This window comes from Streptomyces sp. 184, from assembly GCF_045781775.1.
Lineage (GTDB): Bacteria > Actinomycetota > Actinomycetes > Streptomycetales > Streptomycetaceae > Streptomyces.
In genome coordinates this window covers 4,577,651-4,596,968 of sequence record NZ_CP123230.1, presented here as the reverse complement: position 1 = coordinate 4,596,968, position 19,318 = coordinate 4,577,651, and the positions used below count along the sequence as shown (strand labels likewise).

Genomic DNA, 19,318 nt, shown 5'->3' with positions numbered 1-19,318 from the left:
TTCCCTCGCCCGCCGACGTGGATACCCTGGCTGCGGACGACGCTCACTGGGAGGAGCAGGACGTGGCCAACAGCACCACTCAGCAGCCGGCGGCGGGCAGCGGGAAACCGCAGCTCGATCTGACAGGCGCCACGTGGCAGTCGAGCAGCCAGGGGGTGGGAGACGTCGAGATCGCGTTCGTGGAGGGCTATATCGCCATGCGCGACGGGCGCAACCCGGAGGGACCCGCGCTGATCTTCACCCCGGGGGAGTGGCGTGCCTTCGTCCTCGGCGCTCGTGACGGGGAGTTCGACCTGACCTGACCCGTCACGCCGCGGTCGTGGTCCGGCCCGGGTCACGCCAGCACGGCGCAGCCCCGCTCGCGCAGCGCGACGAGCGGGGCTTCGGTGCCTTCGACGTCGTTCCAGCGCAGATCCAGCTTTTCGAGCGCGGGCAGCTCCGCCAGCCAGGGCGGGACGTCGCGGAGCGCGTTGGCCCGTAGATCGAGACGGCGCAGCAGGGGGAGCCCGGCCAGTGCGGCGGGCACGGACCGCAGCGCGTTCTCGCGCAACTCCAGCTCGCGCAGCTCGTGGAGCTGCGCCGCCGAGTCGGGCAGGGCCGTGAGCGCGTTGCCGCGCAGCCACAGTTCGCGCAGCGAGGACAGCCGCCCGATGGATTCCGGCAGCCGGGCCAGCCCGCAGTGCTGCGCGCGCAGTTCTTGCAGGCCCGCCATCTCGCCCAGTTCCTCGGGCAGGGCTTGCAGGGGGTTTTCACCGACGTTGAGGTAGCCCAGGGCGGTGAGCCGGCCGAGCGCGGCGGGGAGCCGGGTCAGCCGGTTGTCGTGCAGGTACAGGCAGCGGGTCAGGGCGGGCAGCGACCCGAGGGCCTCGGGCACAGCGGCGAGTGCGTTGCGCCCGAGGTCCACGGTGTGCAGCCGGGTGAGGGCGGCGATGTCGTCCGGGACGTGCGTCAGCTTGTTGTCTGCCAGGACGAGTACGTCGGCGTCCGTCTCCCGCCACACCTGCGGCGGTACGGCCGTGAGGCCGGCCCGCCAGTGGTTCACGACCCGTGTCACGGCCAGGGACCCAGCTCCGGCAGCAGGCCGTCGAGCCGCTGGTGGGGCCGTCGGCCCGCCAGCCACGCGGCGAGATCCGTGAGCCTGCCCCTGACCACCGGCGGGCGGCCCGCGGGGTCTTCGGTGCCGTCGGCTGTGCCGAACGTGTACCGCACGGGCCCGTCCGACTCGACCAGCGTGAGCCCGGCGGGTGCGCGCGGCGCGAGGAAGTCGAAGAGGTGCAGGCACAGCTCGCGCGGCCAGGCCGCCGAGCAGGTCTCCAGACCCGCGTCCGCGGTGTGCACCTCCAGCTCCCGCCACCAGCAGTGCAGCGCGCCCAGCAGGTCGCCGTCGCGGTAGCGCACCGGGCGGTCCCAGTCCGCGTCGCCCACCGACCCCCAGACGGCCTCCGCCTCCGCCAGGGCGGCCGTGACCGCCGCCGCCAACTCGGCGGCGCTTCGTACCGCACCGGCCTCGATGCCCGCGTCGCGGGCCGGCCGGCCGCCGTCGTACACCTCGATCAGCTCGCCTTTCAGGGCGTATCGCGCCTGGCGTGTGAGCGCCCGGCCGATGCCTTCGATGTGCGACAGCACGTGTGCGCGTGTCCAGCCCGGCAGTCTGGACGCTCCGCGCTCTTTTCCCTCGGTGAGCTCTGCCAGCGCGATGCGCAGCCGTTCGTGCCCGTCCAGCACGTACGCCCACACCTCCGGTCCCCGCAGCAAGCCCCCGGATTCCGCCATCCGGCCCCTCCTCTGTCGTCGACGGGGAGACACTACTCGCGTAGCAGCCGTTGTACGCCGCTTCCGGCAATGCCGGATCGGCAGCATGGCGGAGGCCGCCCCGGGGGTCGGCGGTGCCGCGGGACCCGTACGATTGGTGCATGGCATTTCTCCGCCGCCGCAGCAGCGCCGCCAAGCCCGCGGGCCCGGACTTCGACGTCCTGGCCATGGACCCGGGCGACTGGCCCGGCGACCTCGGCGCCGGCCTGCTGCCCGGCCCCGACGGGAGCTGCCAGGGGGTCTTCCTGCGGTACGACCTGTTCGGTGGCCGCGGGCCCGCGATGATCATCGGCAACCTGCCGGAGGGCTCGCCCGCGCGCGACGTACCGGAGGGCCAGCCGCCCTTCGAGGTCGCGCAACTGCTGCTGGCGCTGGAGCACGACGAGCCGGTGACCGTCACCGACGTCGAGGACGCGCCCGTGATGCAGGGGGACAACCTCCTGATCGTGCGCCGGCTGAAACTCTCCGAGAGCCGCGTTTCCTGCGTGCAGTTCGACCGCAGCGACCGCGTGCTGGTCACCATCGCCGCGTGGGACCGTCCCATCTCCGAGGATCTGTACGCGCTGCTCAAGCCGCTGCCCGCGGAGCTGTTCCAGCAGGGCTGAAAACCGCCCCCGCCCTGCCTCGCCCCCCACGTCCCCCCACCCCCGCCAACGCGGGGTGCTGTGCGATGTCTTGTCATGCAGTCATCGGACCTCTAGCGTGACGCGGCATGACTGAGGGGATCTCGCGAAGAACCACTGTCAAGTCCGCTATCGGCGCCGCAGGTGCGATAGCCATGGGACCGACCGTCTTCTCCGGGGACGCGTTCGCTTCCGATTCCGTTGATACCTCCGATGAATTGGGCCTCTGGTACGACAAGCCCGCCACCGACTGGGAGCGCGAATCGCTGCCGCTGGGCAACGGGGCCCTGGGCGTCGGCGTGTTCGGCACGCTCGCCTCCGAACAGCTCACGCTCAACGAGAAGACCCTGTGGACCGGCGGCCCCGGCTCCGACGGCTACGACTTCGGCAACTGGACGGAACCGCGGCCCGGCGCACTGGCCGCGGTGCAGGACCGGATCGACGCCGAGGGCCGGCTCAGCCCCGAGACCATCGCGGCGGAGCTGGGCCAGCCCAAGCACGGCTTCGGCGCGTACCAGATCCTCGGCGACCTCCGGCTCGACCTGACCGCCGCGCCCGGCGCCCCGGACGGCACGTACCGCCGCGGGCTCGACCTCGGGCGGGCCGTCGCCACCGTGGCGTACGAGCACGAGGGCGCCCGGCACCTGCGCGAGTTCTTCGTCTCGTACCCCGACTCGGTGGCCGTGGGCCGGCTCGCCGCGGACCGGCCGGGGCGGGTGTCGTTCACCCTGCGCTACACCTCGCCGCGCGACGACTTCGAGGCCACCGCGACCGGCGACCGGCTGACGATCCGCGGTGCCCTGGAGGACAACGGGCTGGTCTTCGAGACGCAGATCCGCCTGCTCACCGACGGAGGCAGCGTCACCGCCGGGGACGGCACGCTGACCGTCAGCGGCGCCGACGCCGCCTGGTTCGTGCTGGCCGCCGGCACCGACTACGCCGACACCTACCCCGACTACCGCGGCGCCGACCCGCACGAGCGGGTCGGGCGCGCCGTCGACCGGGCGGCCCGGACGCCGTACGCGAAGCTGCTGCGGCGCCATGTCGCCGACCACCGCGAGCTGTTCGACCGCGTCGCCCTCGACGTCGGCGGACAGGTGCCGGACGTACCCACGAACGAGTTGCTGGCGGGCTACGGGTCCGGCTCGGCCGCCGACCGGGCGCTGGAGGAGCTGTTCTTCCAGTACGGGCGCTACCTGCTCATCGCCTCCTCACGGCCCGGCTCGACACCGGCGAACCTGCAAGGCGTGTGGAACAACGTCACCAACCCGCCGTGGAGCGCCGACTACCACGTCAACATCAACCTCCAGATGAACTACTGGCCGGCCGAGATGACCAACCTCGCCGAGACCACCCTCCCGTACGACGAGTTCGTGCAGGCCCTGCGCGCCCCCGGGCGGGTCAGCGCACAGGAGCTGTTCGGCAGCGGCGGCTGGGTCGTGCACAACGAGACGAACCCGTACGGCTTCACCGGCGTCCACAACTGGGCCACCTCCTTCTGGTTCCCCGAGGCCGCCGCCTGGCTGACGCAGCAGATGTACGAGCACTACCGCTTCAGCGGCTCGACGGACTACCTGCGCAGGACCGCGTACCCGGCGATGAAGGAGGCCGCCGAGTTCTGGCTCGCCAACCTGCGCACCGACCCGCGCGACGGCAAGCTCGTCGTCACCCCCAGCTACTCGCCCGAGCAGGGCGACTTCACCGCCGGGGCGTCGATGTCGCAGCAGATCGTGTTCGACCTGTTCACCTCCACGCTGGAGGCCGCCCGCACCCTCGGCGACGACCGGGCGTTCCGCGGGCGGCTGGAGCAGGCGCTGCGGGACCTGGACCCGGGGCTGCGGATCGGCTCGTGGGGGCAGTTGCAGGAGTGGAAGGAGGATCTGGACGACCAGAACAACGACCACCGGCACGTCTCCCACCTCTTCGGCCTCCACCCCGGTCGGCAGATCGAGGTGGGCAGCGAGTGGGCGGAGGCGGCGAAGGTGTCGCTGACGGCGCGCGGTGACGGCGGGACGGGCTGGAGCAAGGCCTGGAAGATCAACTTCTGGGCGCGGCTGACCGACGGCAACCACGCGCACAAGATGCTCAGCGAACAGCTCAAGTCCTCCACACTGCCCAACCTGTGGGACACCCACCCGCCGTTCCAGATCGACGGCAACTTCGGCGCCACCTCCGGCATCGCGGAAATGCTCCTCCAGAGCCAGCACGGGCCCATCGAGGTCCTGCCCGCCCTGCCGGGCGCCTGGGCCTCGGGTTCGGTACGCGGACTGCGGGCCCGCGGGGGTGCGACGCTCGACATCACGTGGGAGGGCGGGCGGGCGACCCGGATCGTCCTGCACGCCGGTCGCACGCGGCGGCTCACCCTGCGCAGCGACCTCCTGCCCGGCGGGGAGGAGACCTTCAACGCGCGTGCGGGGCGCACCTACACGTTCGACTGACGCCCGCTCCGGGGCCGCGCCACGGTGACGTCCGCCGCCTTCACGTACCCGATCCGGTGGCCCACCTGGATCTGGTGCCACAGGGTGCGGCCCCGGATCACGCGGCTCGCGGCGCCGGTCTCGTCGGTGAGGCCGGGGGCGTGGAAGTACTCGCCGGGCATGGTGTCGCCGACGACGTAGCGCTGGCCGGGGCGCAGCCGGTACGGCAGCGGGCGGGGCTCCTTCGGCTCGACGCCCTCGGGGTACGCGGACGCCTCGGGCAGCGCGAGGCCGTGCACCTGCACGGGGCCGGCGCCGGGTCGCGGGGTGAGCGTCGCGCCGTCGTCCGCGATCGCCGTGGGGGCGGACGCGGGGTTGTGGAACCACGCCTTGCGGCCCAGGTACCAGATCGCCGTCCAGTCGCCGCGGCGGCCGGCGACGGCGAACTGCTGGCCCGTCGAGGCGCGGGCTCCGGTGTCGTTCACGCCGGTGGAGGAGGGGGCGTCGCCGTGCAGCCCGGGGTCGCGGACCAGCGGGGCGTCGGGGGCGGGGCTCGTGCGCAGGCGGACGGCGCCGGAGCCGTGCGGCGGGCAGGCGGCGGCCGTGTCGTCGGTGCATGCGGTGTACTCGGGGCGGTGGGAGGCGTAGTCGGGGCGGATCGTCACGACCCGGCCGTCGGCGTGCGCGGCGGGCTCCAGCGGGGCGCCGAGCAGGTCGAAGTAGTGCGCCCAGTCCCAGTACGGGCCGGGGTCGGTGTGCATGTCCGGGCCGTGCTCCGGGTCGGGCGCGGGGACGTTGTCGTGGCCGATGACGTGCTGCCGGTTCAGCGGCACGTCGTACTCGTGCGCCAGATAGCGCACCAGCCGTGCCGACGAGCGGTACATCGCCTCGGTGAACCAGGCGTCCGGGTCGGTCAGCCGCGCCTCGTGCTCCAGACCGATCGACTGCGCGTTGACCTGCCAGTTGCCCGCGTGCCAGGCCACGTCCCGGGTGCGTACGTGCTGGGCGACATGGCCGTCCGAGGAGCGCAGGGTGTAGTGCCAGGAGACGAACTCGGGGTCCTGCACGGCCTGGACGGAACCGTCGTAGCCGCCCTCGGTGTCGTGCACGACGATGTACCGGATCCGCTGGTCGTGGGGGCGGCGCGCCTTGTCGTGGTTACCGTAGTCGGGCTTGCCGTCCTTCCCCTCGTACTCCTCGTACGGCGCGGGCACCCACTCGCAGGCCAGCGCGCGGGGGCACTCGGCCTGCGCGGGAGCGGCCCGGTGGGCGGCGGGGACGGCGGCGGTGAGCGCCGGGGCGGCGGCGGTGTTCGCGCGAGCGGCGGCGGGGAGCGTGACCGTCTCGCCGGAGTCGGTGGTACGGCGCACGCCCGCGCGCAGCACCGCGTACACCTCGTCGGCGAACCTCCGCGCCGTCGCCGCGTCCGGGGCCTCGGCGTACGCCGCCACCGCCGCGTGCCACCCGGCCGCCCCGTCGCTCCGCTCCGCGCCCAGCCGGCGGCCGTGGTCGGCGAGCAGCGCCGCCCCGCCGCGCACGTTGGCCCCGGGGTCGGCACGCAGCCGGGCCGCCGGGATCCCCGTCAGCCGCGCCGCGCGCTGCACCGTCTGCGTACCCCGGCCGCCGTCCTCGCCCGTCGCCGTGCGCAGGTCAGTCAGGTGCATCGGCCCGTAGCCGCCGGCCACGCTCGGCGCACCGCCGTGCGCGTCCCAGCGCGACTCCAGGTACGCCACCCCCAGCAGGACGCTCTCCGGCACCCCGTACCGCCGAGCGGCCTCGGCGAACGACGTCTGGAGCGACCCGGCGCCGGCACGGGCGCCGTCGGCCGTGCCCGCCGCGGGCGAGCCCGCGGCGAGCAGCGGCAGCAGGACGGCGGTGGCGGCGCAGCGCGCGAGGCGTCCTGGCACGGGGTCCTCCGGGGTGCGTAGGCGAACGATCACCCAGCACTACCGGCTGACCTGACAGGCCGTCAATCATGTGGGTGGCGAGTCGCCGCACGTCAGGCCGTTTGCGCCCGGACGGGGCGAGCGGGGCGGGGTGGCGGTGTCACGGATCGCCACCCCGCCTGGCTCACCGCGTTCCGACCGCCGCCCGCACCGCGCGGCGCGCCATCTGCACGTCGTCGTGGAGCCGGCGCAGCAGCAGCCGGTGCTCCTCCCCCGCGGTCATCCCGCTGTGCACGCCGACCGGCGGCGCCGGGTCCTTCATCGCCCGCTGCACGGCGGCCTCGTACGTACGGACCTCGCGCACCAGCACGAGCATCAGGTTGACCAGGAACCCGTCCCGGTGAACCGTTCCGCCTGCCTGGGCGAGCTGGCTGATCTGCCTGCGCGCCGGCGAGCCCTCGCCCAGCACCGCCCAGAGCGTCGCGAGGTCGTACCCCGGGAGGTACCAGCCGGCCTCTTCCCAGTCGACCAGCACCGGGCCCGCGGGCGACAGCAGCACGTTCGACAGCAGCGCGTCGCCGTGGCAGAACTGGAGGTGCCCCGGGCCGATGCCGTGCAGCAGCGTCTGGAGGTCACCCATGTCGCGGTCGGTGAGCAGGCCCAGCTCGTGGTACCGGCCGAGCTGCGTCCCGTAGTCGAGCGGTGCGCCGAACGCGCCGGCCGGGGGCTGCCACATCCCGATCCGTACCAGCGCCGCGAGCGTCGCGCGCACGTCGGCGTGCGGCGGGACCTCCAGCGGATGCCGCTGGAGCGCCGCGGCGCGGCCGGGGGTGCGCTCGATGACGAGCGTGCAGCCCTCCGGGTCGGCGGCGATGAGCCGCGGCACGCGTACGGGCGGGCGGGCCCGGACGAACGTGCGGTAGGCCGCTATTTCCTGCCGGAGCTTCTCCACCCGCGCGGCCGACTCGTCGACCAGGCACTTCGCCACCGCCGTCGTCCGGCCCGCCGAGCCGACCAGCAGCACCGTGCGGCTGCTGCGGCGCAGCACCTGCACGGGGTGGAAGTCGGGGACGACGCGGTGCACCGACTCGACGGCCGCGCGCAGCAGCGCCCCCTGCGGTCCGGTCAGGTCGAGCCGGCCGCTGACGGGCCGGCGTGCGGTGGCGGGGAGCTGTCGCAGGCGCGCGCCCGCGGCCGGTGCCCGGCCCGGGTCGAGGAACGGCGCTCCTCCGGCCGCGGTCCGGTGCGGGGCTGGCGGGCGTACCGTACGGACGGGTGCGGACACGGATGCCGATGCTGCGTACATGGGCGAGACAGATCCCTTCAGGCACGGGCCGGTTGCGCGCCACCCCAGGCCACCCGACGCTGCCCTCCCCTCCCCGGTGACTCGTCCGGGTGACCGGCTGGGGGGTCCGGTCCCCGGCGCTGAGCTGGGGCGTCCAGGGGGACAGTGCGGCTGGCATGTGCCCCGGATTCCGGGGCCGGTTGGCGCAGTCATAGCCCACACCGCTATACGGGTGGCACACCATCTGGCGCACCCTGGCGAACCCTGGCGAATGCTCGCCGGGCCTTCGGCCCGTCGGTACTGTCAAGTGAGCCGAGACCCCGGGGGCTTGACGTGAGCAAGGGACCCAACACCAGGCTCGCCGACCTGTTCGGGATGACCGGATGGTCGAAGGGCGAGCTGGCGAGGCTGGTCAATCGGCAGGCGGCGGCCACCGGCCACCCCCAGCTTGCGACCGACACCTCGCGGGTGCGGCGCTGGATCGAGACGGGCGAGATCCCGCGCGAGCCGGTGCCCAAGGTGCTGGCGGCCCTGTTCACCGAGCGGCTCGGCCGTGTCGTGACCACCGAGGATCTCGGGTTCGAACGGGCCGGAGGGCCCGGCAGGGCCAGGCGACAGTCCGACGAAGCGCTGCCCTGGGCCCCCGAGCGGACGGCCGAGGTCCTCACCGAATTCACGGGAATGGACCTCATGCTCAATCGACGTGGCCTGGTGGGCGCGGGTACCGCGCTCGCGGCCGGCTCCGCACTGACCGGTTCCATGCACGAGTGGCTGCACTCCGACCCCGTTCCCCCGGGCACCGCCGCCGGCGGCGGCACCGTCACCCTCGAACCCGCCCGCTTCGGCAGGTACGAGGCGACGCCGGTCGGTGCCCAGGAAGTCGATGCGCTGGAACGTTCCGTCGAGGTCTTCCGCGCCTGGGACGCCGAACGCGGCGGCGGCCTCCAGCGCAAGGCCGTCGTCGGCCAGCTCAACGAGGTCGGCGGCATGCTCGCGTACCGGCACCCCGAGCCGCTCCAGAGCCGGCTGTGGGGAGTCGCGGCGAACCTCGCCGTGCTGGCCGGCTGGATGTCGCACGACGTGGGCCTGGAGCCCACCGCCCAGCGGTACTTCGTCATCGCGGCGCACGCCGCGCGCGAGGGCGGCGACCGGCCGCGCGCCGCGGAGGCGCTGTCCCGCGCCGCCCGGCAGATGATGCACCTGGGCCGGCCGGACGACGCGCTGGAGCTGATCGGTCTCGCCAAGTCCGGGACGGGACCGCAGACCCACCCGCGTGCGCGCTCGATGCTCTCCACCATCGAGGCGTGGGCGCTGGCGGCGAAGGGCCGCTCGGGGGCGGTGCGGCGCACGCTGGGCGAGGCCGAGGAGATGTTCACCGCCGACCCCGGGGACGTGGCGCCGCCCACCTGGATGCAGCTCTTCGACGAGGCCGACCTGCACGGCATGCAGGCGCTGGCCTACCGCACGCTCGCCGAACACGACCCCGCCGCGGCGGCCCGCGCCCGGGAGCACGGGGAACTGGCCCTCGCCAAGCGGCCGGAGGGCCGCCAGCGCTCCCAGATCCTCGACTACGTCTCCATGGCCGCCGCGAGCTTCCTCGCCGACGACCCGGACCGCGGCGACTGGTTCGCCCGGCTCGCGCTGGACCGCATCGGCGAGAACTCCTCGCACCGCACCTGGGACCGGTTGCGGGAGACGTACCGGCTGACCGCGCCGTACTCGGACGACCCCGTCGTCAGTGCCCTGCGCGAGGAGATCAGACACACGCTGCCGAGAGCCCCGAAGGGGCGTACGAGCCCCATCTGACGGAGCTTCGCCCGCCCGTGCGCCACACGGGGCGAGGCTGCCGTACGGGGACGGGTGGGGAGTGACGGGCCGGGCCGCCGGGCGCGGTGGCTCAGCCCGTCACCTTCGCCACGAGCACGCAGGCGTCGTCACCGCGGCGCCCGCCGCCGAACTCCGCGACGACGGCCCGCAGGCAGTCCTGCGCGCCGGGCGCCGCCGCGAACCGCGGGGCGAGCGCGAGCAGCCGCTCGCGGGCCGGCACCGGGCTGTGCGCGCCGAGCCCCGCGGTGTGCAGCAGGAGCAGATCACCGGGGCGCAGCACCTCGCTGACCTGCTCGTACGACGTGTCCGCCGTGGCGCCCAGCAGCACGCCGTCCGGCGCGGCCAGGGCGCGGCCCGCACCGTCGCGGAACAGCAGCGGCGGGGCGTGCGCGGCCCGGGCCCAGCGCAGCGTGCGCTCGCGCGGGTCGTAGCGGCAGCAGACCGTGCCGACGAGCACCGGCTGCGCCGAGACGTCCAGCAGCTCGTTGACCCGGCCCAGCAGCGTGCGCGGGTCGGCCCCGCCCAGCGCCATGCCGCGCAGGGCGCCGAGCAGCATCGTCATCCCGGCGGCGGCCGGCACGCCCCGGCCGGCGACGTCGCCGACGCCGAGCAGGGTGTGGCCGCCGGGCAGCGGCAGGGCGTCGTACCAGACGCCGCTGACAAGGGCGTCGGCGGCGGCCGGAAAGTGATGCCCGGCCACGGTCAGCGCGGCCGGATCGCCGGCCGGCAGATGCACCGCGCCGCACCACGGCGGCAGCACCGACTCGTGCAGCTCCCGGGCGATGCGGCGCTCGGCGTGCGCGAAGTGCCGCTCGCGCTGGAGCGCGGACTCCGACTCCTGCACCGCCTGCCGGCTGCGGCGCAGCTCGGTGACGTCGCGTACGACCGTCCACATCGACTCCGTCGCGCCGCCGGCGTCGAGGACGGGCTCGCCGACGACGTGCAGGGTGCGGAGGTCGCCGTCCGGGCGGCGGATGCGGAACTCGCCGTCGATCGGCTTGCCGTCGACGAGGCAGTCGGTGACCATCGCGGTCAGCCGCGGCTGGTCGGCGGGGTCGAAGCAGGACGGCAGGTCGTCCAGCGCCAGCGGCCCGTCGCCGGGGTCCCTGCCGAAGATCTCGAAGAGGTCGTCCGACCAGTCGATGGTGTCCGAAAGCAGATGCCACTCGGCGCTGCCGACCCGGGGCTGCGGCGGGTCCTGCGGGTCCGCTGCGGCCTCCTCGCGAGGGCTTCGCCCGTGTCTCTCGCGCCCTTCGCGGCCCTCGGGCTCCCCCTCGACCGGGTGACCCTCGCGCAACTGCCCGAGCTGGACCGTCACGCAGTCGAGCTGCCGGGCGGCGAGGTCGCACAGCGCGCGCTGCCAGCGCAGCTCGGCCGCCTCGGCGTCGCCCGCGGCGGCGACCGTCTCCCGCCGTACCGCCTCCAGGCTGCCGCGCAGCCGGGCGATCTGCCCCAGCAGCGTGGCCACGGCGCTGCGCTCGGGCTGCTCCGCTGCGTGCGGAACCGCGGCGCGTGGGACTCGTGCGGCGGCGGCCATGACGTGATCTCCGATACCTTCCGGCCCGGGCTCCGGCGTCGTTGCCGGTCTGCGTTCGCCGTTACGACTGTGGCACAGGCGGCGACGCTGCGTAAGGTGTTTTGCGAGACCCAAGCAGATGCGTCTGGCATATGCCTTCCTGGTCGATTCACAACCGCACTTCTCCCGGTCTCCGCACTCCAGTAGGCTGCCGCGGCAATGGAGCCGGCAGCCGGTCGGTAGCCCGGTCTGTCCGTTCCGCGGGAAATTCCGTTGCCAGCGGTCCCACCACACCGGATGCTGACGTCATGTTCGAGCCAGCCATAGCGCCCAGCGGCACCCTCCTCGGCCTCCTCCAGCGAGGCCGGGGCGACGGGACCCTGCACGCACTCGCCGCGCCCCGGGCCGAGGCCCTCCAGGCGCTCTACCGGTGCGTGCTCGACGACCCCAGGCACGACTGGCAGGTGGAGAACCGCTCGCTCTATTACGCCCGGCTCTACCTGGAGCTGGACGCCCCCGTGGACGCCCTCGCCGACCACCTCTTCGCCCCCGACGACGTGCTGCGCCCCGACGAGCAGCGCACCGGCCTCACCCTCTCCGTCCTCGGCCACCTCGCCTCGTACGGCCGCGACGACGCCCTGAAGCTCCTCCGCCGCTACGCCGCCACCGGCGGCTGCTGGCAGTGGGCCCTGGACGAGCTGGCCCTGCGCGACGACGACGCCGGGCTCCGCGCCCTCGCCCCCCACGTGCTGGCCCGCTTCCCCCGCACCCCCGAGGGCGAGCGCGAGCTGGCCGAGGAGATGCGCGGCGCGTTCGAGCCGCGGCCCTGGCGCCTGTGGGCCGAGGACCCCGAGCTGGGCGAGCGGGTGCGCGCGGCGCAGGAGCAGGAGAGCTTCGACCGCTGGCAGCGCCAGCTCAGCTCCCGCGGCCCGCGGCCCGGCTGGAGCGTCACCGAGATCCTCGACTGGGCCCAGGACGGCCTGGAGCAGTACCCGGCCCAGCCCCGGCACGACGCCGCCGCCCGGTGCCTCGCCGCCGTCGCCGGGCCCGAGGACCGCCCCGAACTGCTCGTCGCGGCCCTCGGCACGCGCGACGGCGCCCGCGCCGCCGCCGTCGCCCACCTCGCGGCGACCGGCGACCCCGAGGCGTACGACCTGATCGAGGCCGCCGCCTGCGCGCCCTCCGAAACCCTCACGGAGGCCGCGCTCGCCACCTTCGGCCGGATGTGCTCCACCGCCGCCCTCGGCACCGCGCGGCGCTGGGCCGTGCGCGAGGACGCGCTGGGCACCGCCGCCGGCGTGATGCTCGCCCGCCGCGGCGCCGCGTGCGACGCCCGTGCCGTACGGTCCGTGCTGCTGCGCTGCGTACGCGACGAGGGGCCGGACGCACCGGAGTTGTGCGCCCTGGTCGCCGGCGCGGGACGGCTGGCGATCGCCTCCGCCGCCCCCGTGCTCCGGCACATCTACCGCGAGACGGGCAGCTCGCAGCTCCGCGGCGTCACCGCCCGCGCGCTGGCCGCCACCGACCCGTCGTTCCCCGCCTCCTTCGCCGTCGAGTGCCTGTGGGACTGCGAGGACACCACCCGCGAGATCGGCGCCCGGCACGCCGAGACCGCCGACGCCCGCGTCGTCGCCAGGCTGCGCAGCCTCGCCGCCGACCCCGCCGAGGACGGCGACGTGCAGAGCACCGTACGCACCCGCATCACGCCCGACGGCGCCGCCGGCTGACGTCCGTCACGCGTCCTTCACGTACGGTCGCGGCCTGCGACAATGAGCGCATGACGGGACGCTGGCAGTTCTGGATCGACCGCGGCGGCACGTTCACCGACGTGGTGGGCAGACGACCGGACGGCACCCTGGTCGCCCGCAAGCTGCTCTCGCACGACCCCGGGCGGTACGGCGCCCACGACGACGCGGCGGTCGCCGGCGTGCGGCTGCTGCTCGGCCTCGGGCCGGACGAGCCGGTGCCCGCGGAGCGCGTCGAGGTGGTCAAGATGGGCACCACCGTCGCCACCAACGCCCTCCTCGAACGCAAGGGCGAGCCGACCGCGCTCGTCGTCACCGAAGGGTTCCGGGACGCGCTGCGGATCGCGTACCAGAACCGGCCGCTGCTCTTCGAGCGCCGCATCCTCAAGCCCGAGGCGCTGTACGAGCGGGTGATCGAGGTGCCCGAGCGCGTCGGCGCCCACGGCGAGGTCGTACGCGCGCTCGACCTCGACGCCGCGCGCGCGGCGCTGGCGGAGGCGTACCGCGACGGATACCGCAGCGTCGCCGTCGTCCTCGTGCACGGCTACCGCTACGCCGATCACGAGCGCGCGGTCGCCGAGCAGGCCCGCGACGCGGGCTTCACGCAGATCAGTTGCGGCCACGAGGTCAGCCCGCTGATGAAGCTCGTACCCCGCGGCGACACCACCGTCGTCGACGCCTATCTGTCGCCGATCCTGCGCCGCTACGTCGACCGCGTCGCCGGCGAACTGCCCGGCATCCGGCTCCAGTTCATGCAGTCCAACGGCGGCCTGCGCGAGGCGAGCCACTTCCGCGGCAAGGACGCGGTGCTCTCCGGCCCCGCCGGCGGCGTCGTCGGGATGGTCCGCTCCTCCGCCGAGACCGGCCACGACCGCGTCATCGGCTTCGACATGGGCGGCACCTCCACGGACGTCTCGCACTACGCGGGCGAGTTCGAGCGGGACTTCGACACCCGGGTGGCGGGCGTACGGATGCGGGCGCCGATGCTCAGCATCCACACCGTCGCCGCCGGCGGCGGCTCCGTCCTGCACTTCGACGGCCGCCGCTACCGCGTCGGCCCCGACTCCGCCGGCGCCGTCCCCGGCCCCGCCTGCTACCGCCGCGGCGGCCCGCTGACCGTCACCGACGCCAACGTCATGCTCGGCCGCGTCCAGCCCCGCCACTTCCCCGCCGTCTTCGGGCCCGACGGCGACCGGCCGCTCGACGGCGACGCGGTGCGGCGGGCGTTCACCGAGCTGGCCGAGACCGCCGCCGCGGCCACCGGCGACCGGCGCTCCCCGGAGGAGGTCGCGGCCGGCTTCCTCGACATCGCCGTGCTCAACATGGCCAACGCGGTCAAGAAGATCTCCGTGCAGCGCGGCCACGACGTCACCCGATACGCGCTCACCAGCTTCGGCGGCGCCGGCGGCCAGCACGCCTGCGCCGTCGCCGACGTGCTCGGCATCTCCACCGTCGTCGTCCCGCCGCACCCGGGCGTGCTCTCCGCGTACGGCATCGGCGTCGCCGCCGCGACGGCCATGCGCGAGCAGGCCGTGGAGGCGGAGCTGACCGAGGCGTCGATGCCGCAGATCCGGCAGGTCTGCGAGGAACTGGCCGAGCGGGCCGCCGCCGACCTCACCGACGAGGGCATCGACCCGGCCGCCGTGAGCACCGCGGCGCGGGTGCACCTGCGGTACGCGGGCACCGACTCGGCGATCGCCGTGCCGCTGGCGGACGAGGCGCAGATGCGCGCGGAGTTCACCGCCGTGCACCGCAGGCGGTTCGCGTTCACGATGGACAAGCCGATCGTCGCGGAGGCCGCGTCCGTCGAGGCCGCCGCCGAGCAGGCCGCGCCCACGCACGAGGAGGTCGGCCGGGCCGCCCGCGCCGGCGGCGCGCCGGAACCCGCCGACCGGCTGCGTGTCTTCGCCGAGGGGCAGTGGTGCGAGGCCGGGCTCCACCAGCGCACCGAGCTGCGGGCCGGCGACACCGTCATCGGCCCGGCGATGATCGCCGAGGAGGGCTCCACCACCGTCGTCGACCCCGGCTGGCAGGCCGCCGTGCACCACCGCGGCCACCTCACGCTCACCCGCGTCCGCCCGCGGCCCGCCACCCAGGCGGTCGGCACGGGCGTGGACCCCGTGATGCTGGAGGTCTTCAACAGTCTCTTCATGGCCATCGCGGAACAGATGGGCGTCCGGCTGGAAAGCACCGCCCACTCGGTCAACATCAAGGAACGGCTCGACTTCTCCTGCGCCCTGTTCGACGCCGAAGGCAACCTGATCTCCAACGCGCCCCACATGCCCGTGCACCTGGGGTCGATGGGCGAGTCCATCAAGGAAGTGCTGCGCCGCAACCGGGACACCGCCCATGGGCTGCGGCCCGGCGACGTCTACGCCATCAACGACCCGTACCACGGCGGTACCCACCTGCCCGACGTCACGGTCGTCACGCCCGTCTTCGACGATGCCGGGCGACAACTGCTGTTCCTCGTCGCCTCCCGCGGCCACCACGCCGAGATCGGCGGCATCACCCCCGGCTCCATGCCCGCGTTCAGCCGCACCATCCAGGAAGAGGGCGTCCTCTTCGACAACTGGCTGCTCGTCCGCGACGGCGAACTGCGCGAGGCCGAGACGCGCCGGCTGCTGACCTCCGGCCCGTACCCCTCGCGCGCACCCGACGCCAACCTCGCCGACCTGCGCGCCCAGATCGCCGCCAACAACAAGGGCATCGACGAACTGCACCGCATGATCGGCATGTTCGGCCTCGACGTCGTACGCGCCTACATGGGACACGTGCAGGACAACGCCGAGGAGTCGGTACGCCGCGTCATCGCCGCCCTGGGGGACGGCTCGTACCGCTACGAGACCGACGCGGGCGCCGCCATCGAGGTCGCCGTCCGCGTCGACCGCGACGCGCGCAGCGCCGTCGTCGACTTCACCGGCACCTCGCCGCAGCAGCCCGGCAACGCCAACGCGCCCAGCTCGGTCGTCATGGCCGCCGTCCTCTACGTCTTCCGCACCCTCGTCGCCGAGGACATCCCCCTCAACAACGGCTGCCTGAAGCCCCTCCGGGTGCACATCCCGCCCGGCTCGATGCTCGCGCCGGAGTTCCCCGCGGCCACCGTCGCGGGGAACGTCGAGACCTCCCAGGCCGTGACCGGTGCGCTGTACGCGGCGCTCGGCGTGCAGGCGGAGGGCTCCGGGACGATGAACAACGTCACCTTCGGCAACGACAAGGCGCAGTACTACGAAACCGTCGCCTCCGGCTCCGGCGCGGGCGACGGCTTCGCGGGCGCCGACGTCGTCCAGACCCACATGACCAACTCCCGCCTCACCGACCCCGAGGTGCTGGAGTGGCGCTACCCGGTGCGCGTCGAGGAGTTCGCCGTACGCGACGGCAGCGGCGGCCGGGGCCGCTGGGAGGGCGGCAACGGCGCGTTGCGGCGCATCCGGTTCCTGGAGGCGATGACGGTGACGCTGCTGACCGGCCACCGGCGGGTGGCACCGTACGGCATGGCGGGCGGCGGCCCGGGCGCGCTCGGCCGCAACGCCGTGGAGCGCGCCGACGGCACCGTGGAGCCCCTGGAGGGCTGCGACACCACCGAGGCGGGGGCGGGGGACGTCCTGGTGGTCGAGACCCCGGGCGGCGGCGGCTACGGCGAACCGGAACCGGAGTGACGAGGCGGGGCACCGGGGCCGGATGACGCGCCCCGCGGCGCCGGGGTGTGCCGTTTCGGCCGATGTCGGTGGCACCGCCTAATCTGTCCGTCGTGACTGCTCCGACCACCGCGACGCCCGCCGCCGGCGCGCCCCGGCCCGCCCCCGGGCCGGCCGCCGACGAGGGACTGGCCCGCCGCCTGCGCGCCCTGGCGTGCACGGCCCCGCTGCACGACCTGGACGCCCGCAAGGCGATGCTGGCGGGCGAGTTCGGGGTGTACGCGATGGCGGAGGTGGCGCTCTCCGCCATCGACCTCGTCACGCTCCAGATGGACTTCGACACCGGTGCCGAGCCCGAGGAGGTCATCGCCCGGCTGCTGCCGCGCGTCGCCGCCCAGGCCCCGCTGCGCCCCCGCGCCGAGCACGAGCGGGTGGCCCACTGGGTGCTGGACAGCCTGGTCAACGTCGGCAGCGTCGACCGCGGCTTCCGCGCGGTGTACGGCACGTTCGGCCACGACGGGGCGTACGTGCGCAGGGAGTACGACTTCAAGCTCATCGAGGAAGTCCCCGGCCCCGGCGGCGCCGTCTATCTGCGCACCACCGACGAGGCCGTCAACGTGCTGGTCGGCGCGCTCGACACCGATGTCACCAGCGCGCAGATCGCCGCCGAGGTCAAGCTGGAAGTCCTCATCAGCCGCGGCCGGCTCGCCGACGCCCAGCTCGCCGCCGAGCAGGCCCGCTACCGCACCGTGCAGTACGCAGAGACCCTGCGCCGCGCCCTGGAGGCCACCCGGCGCAACGTGCGCGCGGTCGACTGGCTCCAGACCGTGCCCGCGATGATCGACGAGGCGCTGGACCACGTCGCCGACCGGTACCGGCACGAGAACGCCATCCTCACCAACATCCGCCGCGCCCGCGACGAGGCCGAGGAGCCGGACCACAAGCGCCGCGCCGCCGAACTCGTCGACATCGTCAAGGACTGCATCCGCCGCCACACCCAGCTCCAGACCCGGCTGCTGGACGCCGGCCCGCTCTTCCGCGCCGAGCAGGACCGGCAGGCGTTCGCGCCGCCCGCCACCCGCACCGGCGTCGACCTCTACGGCCAGCTCCTCGCTCCCGTGCTGCCGCTGCCCGTCTCCGCCGCCCACCGCGTCACCGACGCCTTCTTCGCCCGCGGCACCGGCCTGCGCGCCCCGCACGCCGTGCGCCTCGCCGACCTCGCGGAGCTGCTGCTGACGCCCCCGCTTGAACGGGCCCACCTCGGCGCCGAGATGCCCGAGCCCGACCTCGTCGCCACCCCGGACGACAGCCGGTTCAGCGAGGAGCAGCTCGCCGCCGCGGGTGAGCTGCTGGACCTGCCGCCGGACGCCCCGCGCCGGCTGTCCGGGCTGCTCGCCGACGCCCGCCGCCGCGACCCCGAGCTGCCGTACCTCGTCGCGCTCCTTGCGGTGCACGCCGCGGGCCCGGCCGTGGGGACGGCGTACCGGCAGGGCGACGAGCGCCTGCTTTTCGCCGTGGACGACGGGACGCAGATGGAGGACGCCGAGTTCGGCGGCGCAGACCTCATCGTCGGCACCGCACTGCTGGACGCCGCCGGGATGGCGGCCGGGCGATCGGAGGCCGCCTCGTGACGCCCGACCCCGCGACCGTGACCGGCACCGGCGCGGCCGCCGCGGCCGGGACCACCGCGGCGCACCCGCCCGCGGTCACCCCCGCCGACGCCGCGGACGCCGCCCGGCTGGTCTCCTTCGGCCTCCAGCCCAAGCTGCTGCCCGCCCGCGACCTGGAGTACGCGGAACTGCTCCGCCGCTACCGCGAGGAGCCGCCCTTCGCCCGCGTCGCCGACGCCGTCGCCACCGGCCTCGGCCTCGTCGTGCTGGAGGTCTCGACCCGTACCGGCATGGCCGTCACCGCCGCGGAGGACTCCGTCTTCGCCGTCCGCATGGGCGACTACGCCCGCCGCGCCGCCACCGACTCCGCGGACCGCTTCCTGCACGGCCTGGCCCATCTCGCCGTCGCCGCCATGGCGTTCCCCCGCCCCGAGGACCTGGCCGACGACGGCTACATCGGCCGCGTCAGCATCAACGGCGTCGACGCCTTCGTCCGCCAGGCGTGCCGCCGGCTGGAGGAGCGCGCCGAGGACGCCGGCGAGAACACCGACCCGGCCGAGGGCGAACGCGGCCTGGAGGTCGCCTGGCGGGTGTACGCGCGCCGCAGCGCCACCGGCGCCACCAAGGACGCCCGCCGCCTCGCCGGCTCCACCACCGGCATCATCGGCAAGGCCATGGCCTTCCTCACCGACTCCGGCTTCCTCCAGCGCACGTCGGACGACGCCGGGGGCACGTACCGCACCACCGCCCGCTACCAGTTGCAGGTGCGGGACATGGCGGGCAGCGCGGCCATGTCCGAGCTGCTGGAGCTGGGCGTCGTGCCCGTCGCCGACGGCAGCGCCAGCCTGGTGCCCGCCGCCGCCGACGACGAGCCCCCCGGCGGAGCGCTGCCGTTCTTCCCCAGCCAGCACGAGCGGGCCTGACGGCCGGTCGAGACGTCACGAGCGAAGGCCGCAATC

Annotated in this window: 13 protein-coding genes; 8 read left to right on the top strand and 5 right to left on the bottom strand. The window is 74.6% G+C overall.

Annotated elements, in window-relative coordinates:
• The first annotated feature begins 62 nt into the window (after positions 1–62).
• Positions 63–302 (top strand): DUF397 domain-containing protein, encoded by a 240-nt coding sequence (locus QBL21_RS19265; protein WP_027757485.1) that lies wholly within the window; start codon positions 63–65, stop codon positions 300–302.
• A 32-nt stretch (positions 303–334) separates the two neighbouring features.
• On the opposite strand, the gene QBL21_RS19260 is transcribed toward QBL21_RS19265, so the two are convergent.
• Together QBL21_RS19260 and QBL21_RS19255 are read right to left on the bottom strand one after the other, a co-directional pair.
• On the bottom strand, positions 335–1,042 hold the full coding sequence (locus tag QBL21_RS19260) for a leucine-rich repeat domain-containing protein (RefSeq protein ID WP_407566474.1): 708 nt from the start codon (positions 1,040–1,042) through the stop codon (positions 335–337).
• Between the two features lie 8 nt (positions 1,043–1,050).
• Positions 1,051–1,773: a maleylpyruvate isomerase family mycothiol-dependent enzyme gene (locus tag QBL21_RS19255; protein WP_407563459.1), complete on the bottom strand. Its 723-nt coding sequence runs from the start codon at positions 1,771–1,773 to the stop codon at positions 1,051–1,053.
• A gap of 140 nt (positions 1,774–1,913) precedes the next feature.
• On the opposite strand from QBL21_RS19255, the gene QBL21_RS19250 reads away from it, so the two are divergent.
• Positions 1,914–2,417 carry a hypothetical protein gene (locus QBL21_RS19250; protein ID WP_407563458.1) on the top strand — a complete coding sequence of 168 codons (504 nt, stop codon included), beginning with the start codon at positions 1,914–1,916 and terminating at the stop codon, positions 2,415–2,417.
• A 173-nt stretch (positions 2,418–2,590) separates the two neighbouring features.
• Positions 2,591–4,873, top strand: a complete 2,283-nt coding sequence (locus QBL21_RS19245; protein WP_407563457.1) for a glycosyl hydrolase family 95 catalytic domain-containing protein — start codon at positions 2,591–2,593, stop codon at positions 4,871–4,873.
• Here QBL21_RS19245 and QBL21_RS19240 read toward each other — a convergent pair.
• Together QBL21_RS19240 and QBL21_RS19235 are read right to left on the bottom strand one after the other, a co-directional pair.
• Positions 4,858–6,759 carry an N-acetylmuramoyl-L-alanine amidase gene (locus QBL21_RS19240; RefSeq protein WP_407563456.1) on the bottom strand — a complete coding sequence of 634 codons (1,902 nt, stop codon included), beginning with the start codon at positions 6,757–6,759 and terminating at the stop codon, positions 4,858–4,860. The genes QBL21_RS19245 and QBL21_RS19240 overlap by 16 nt on opposite strands.
• 163 nt (positions 6,760–6,922) lie before the next feature.
• On the bottom strand, positions 6,923–8,044 hold the full coding sequence (locus QBL21_RS19235) for an aminoglycoside phosphotransferase family protein (protein WP_407563455.1): 1,122 nt from the start codon (positions 8,042–8,044) through the stop codon (positions 6,923–6,925).
• A 312-nt stretch (positions 8,045–8,356) separates the two neighbouring features.
• Between QBL21_RS19235 and QBL21_RS19230 the strand changes: the two genes are divergently transcribed.
• Positions 8,357–9,829: a hypothetical protein gene (locus tag QBL21_RS19230; RefSeq protein ID WP_407563454.1), complete on the top strand. Its 1,473-nt coding sequence runs from the start codon at positions 8,357–8,359 to the stop codon at positions 9,827–9,829.
• A gap of 91 nt (positions 9,830–9,920) precedes the next feature.
• Here the strand turns inward: QBL21_RS19230 and QBL21_RS19225 are convergent, their stop codons facing one another.
• On the bottom strand, positions 9,921–11,387 hold the full coding sequence (locus tag QBL21_RS19225; RefSeq protein WP_407563453.1) for a PP2C family protein-serine/threonine phosphatase: 1,467 nt from the start codon (positions 11,385–11,387) through the stop codon (positions 9,921–9,923).
• Positions 11,388–11,674: 287 nt separating this feature from the next.
• Here QBL21_RS19225 and QBL21_RS19220 point away from each other — a divergent pair, with 287 nt between their 5' ends.
• The 4 genes from QBL21_RS19220 (at position 11,675) to QBL21_RS19205 (ending at position 19,282) form a co-directional block, all read left to right on the top strand.
• Entirely contained in the window at positions 11,675–13,093 is a 1,419-nt protein-coding gene (locus QBL21_RS19220; RefSeq protein WP_407563452.1) for a HEAT repeat domain-containing protein, read from the top strand.
• Positions 13,094–13,143: 50 nt separating this feature from the next.
• Positions 13,144–16,770 carry a hydantoinase B/oxoprolinase family protein gene (locus tag QBL21_RS19215; protein ID WP_407563451.1) on the top strand — a complete coding sequence of 1,209 codons (3,627 nt, stop codon included), beginning with the start codon at positions 13,144–13,146 and terminating at the stop codon, positions 16,768–16,770.
• Positions 16,771–16,832: 62 nt separating this feature from the next.
• Positions 16,833–18,380, top strand: coding sequence for a hypothetical protein (locus QBL21_RS19210; protein ID WP_407563450.1), 1,548 nt, complete (start codon positions 16,833–16,835; stop codon positions 18,378–18,380).
• Complete coding sequence (locus tag QBL21_RS19205) at positions 18,377–19,282, top strand: hypothetical protein (RefSeq protein ID WP_407563449.1); 906 nt, start codon at positions 18,377–18,379, stop codon at positions 19,280–19,282. The genes QBL21_RS19210 and QBL21_RS19205 overlap by 4 nt, the downstream gene beginning before the upstream one ends.
• Positions 19,283–19,318 lie beyond the last annotated feature (36 nt).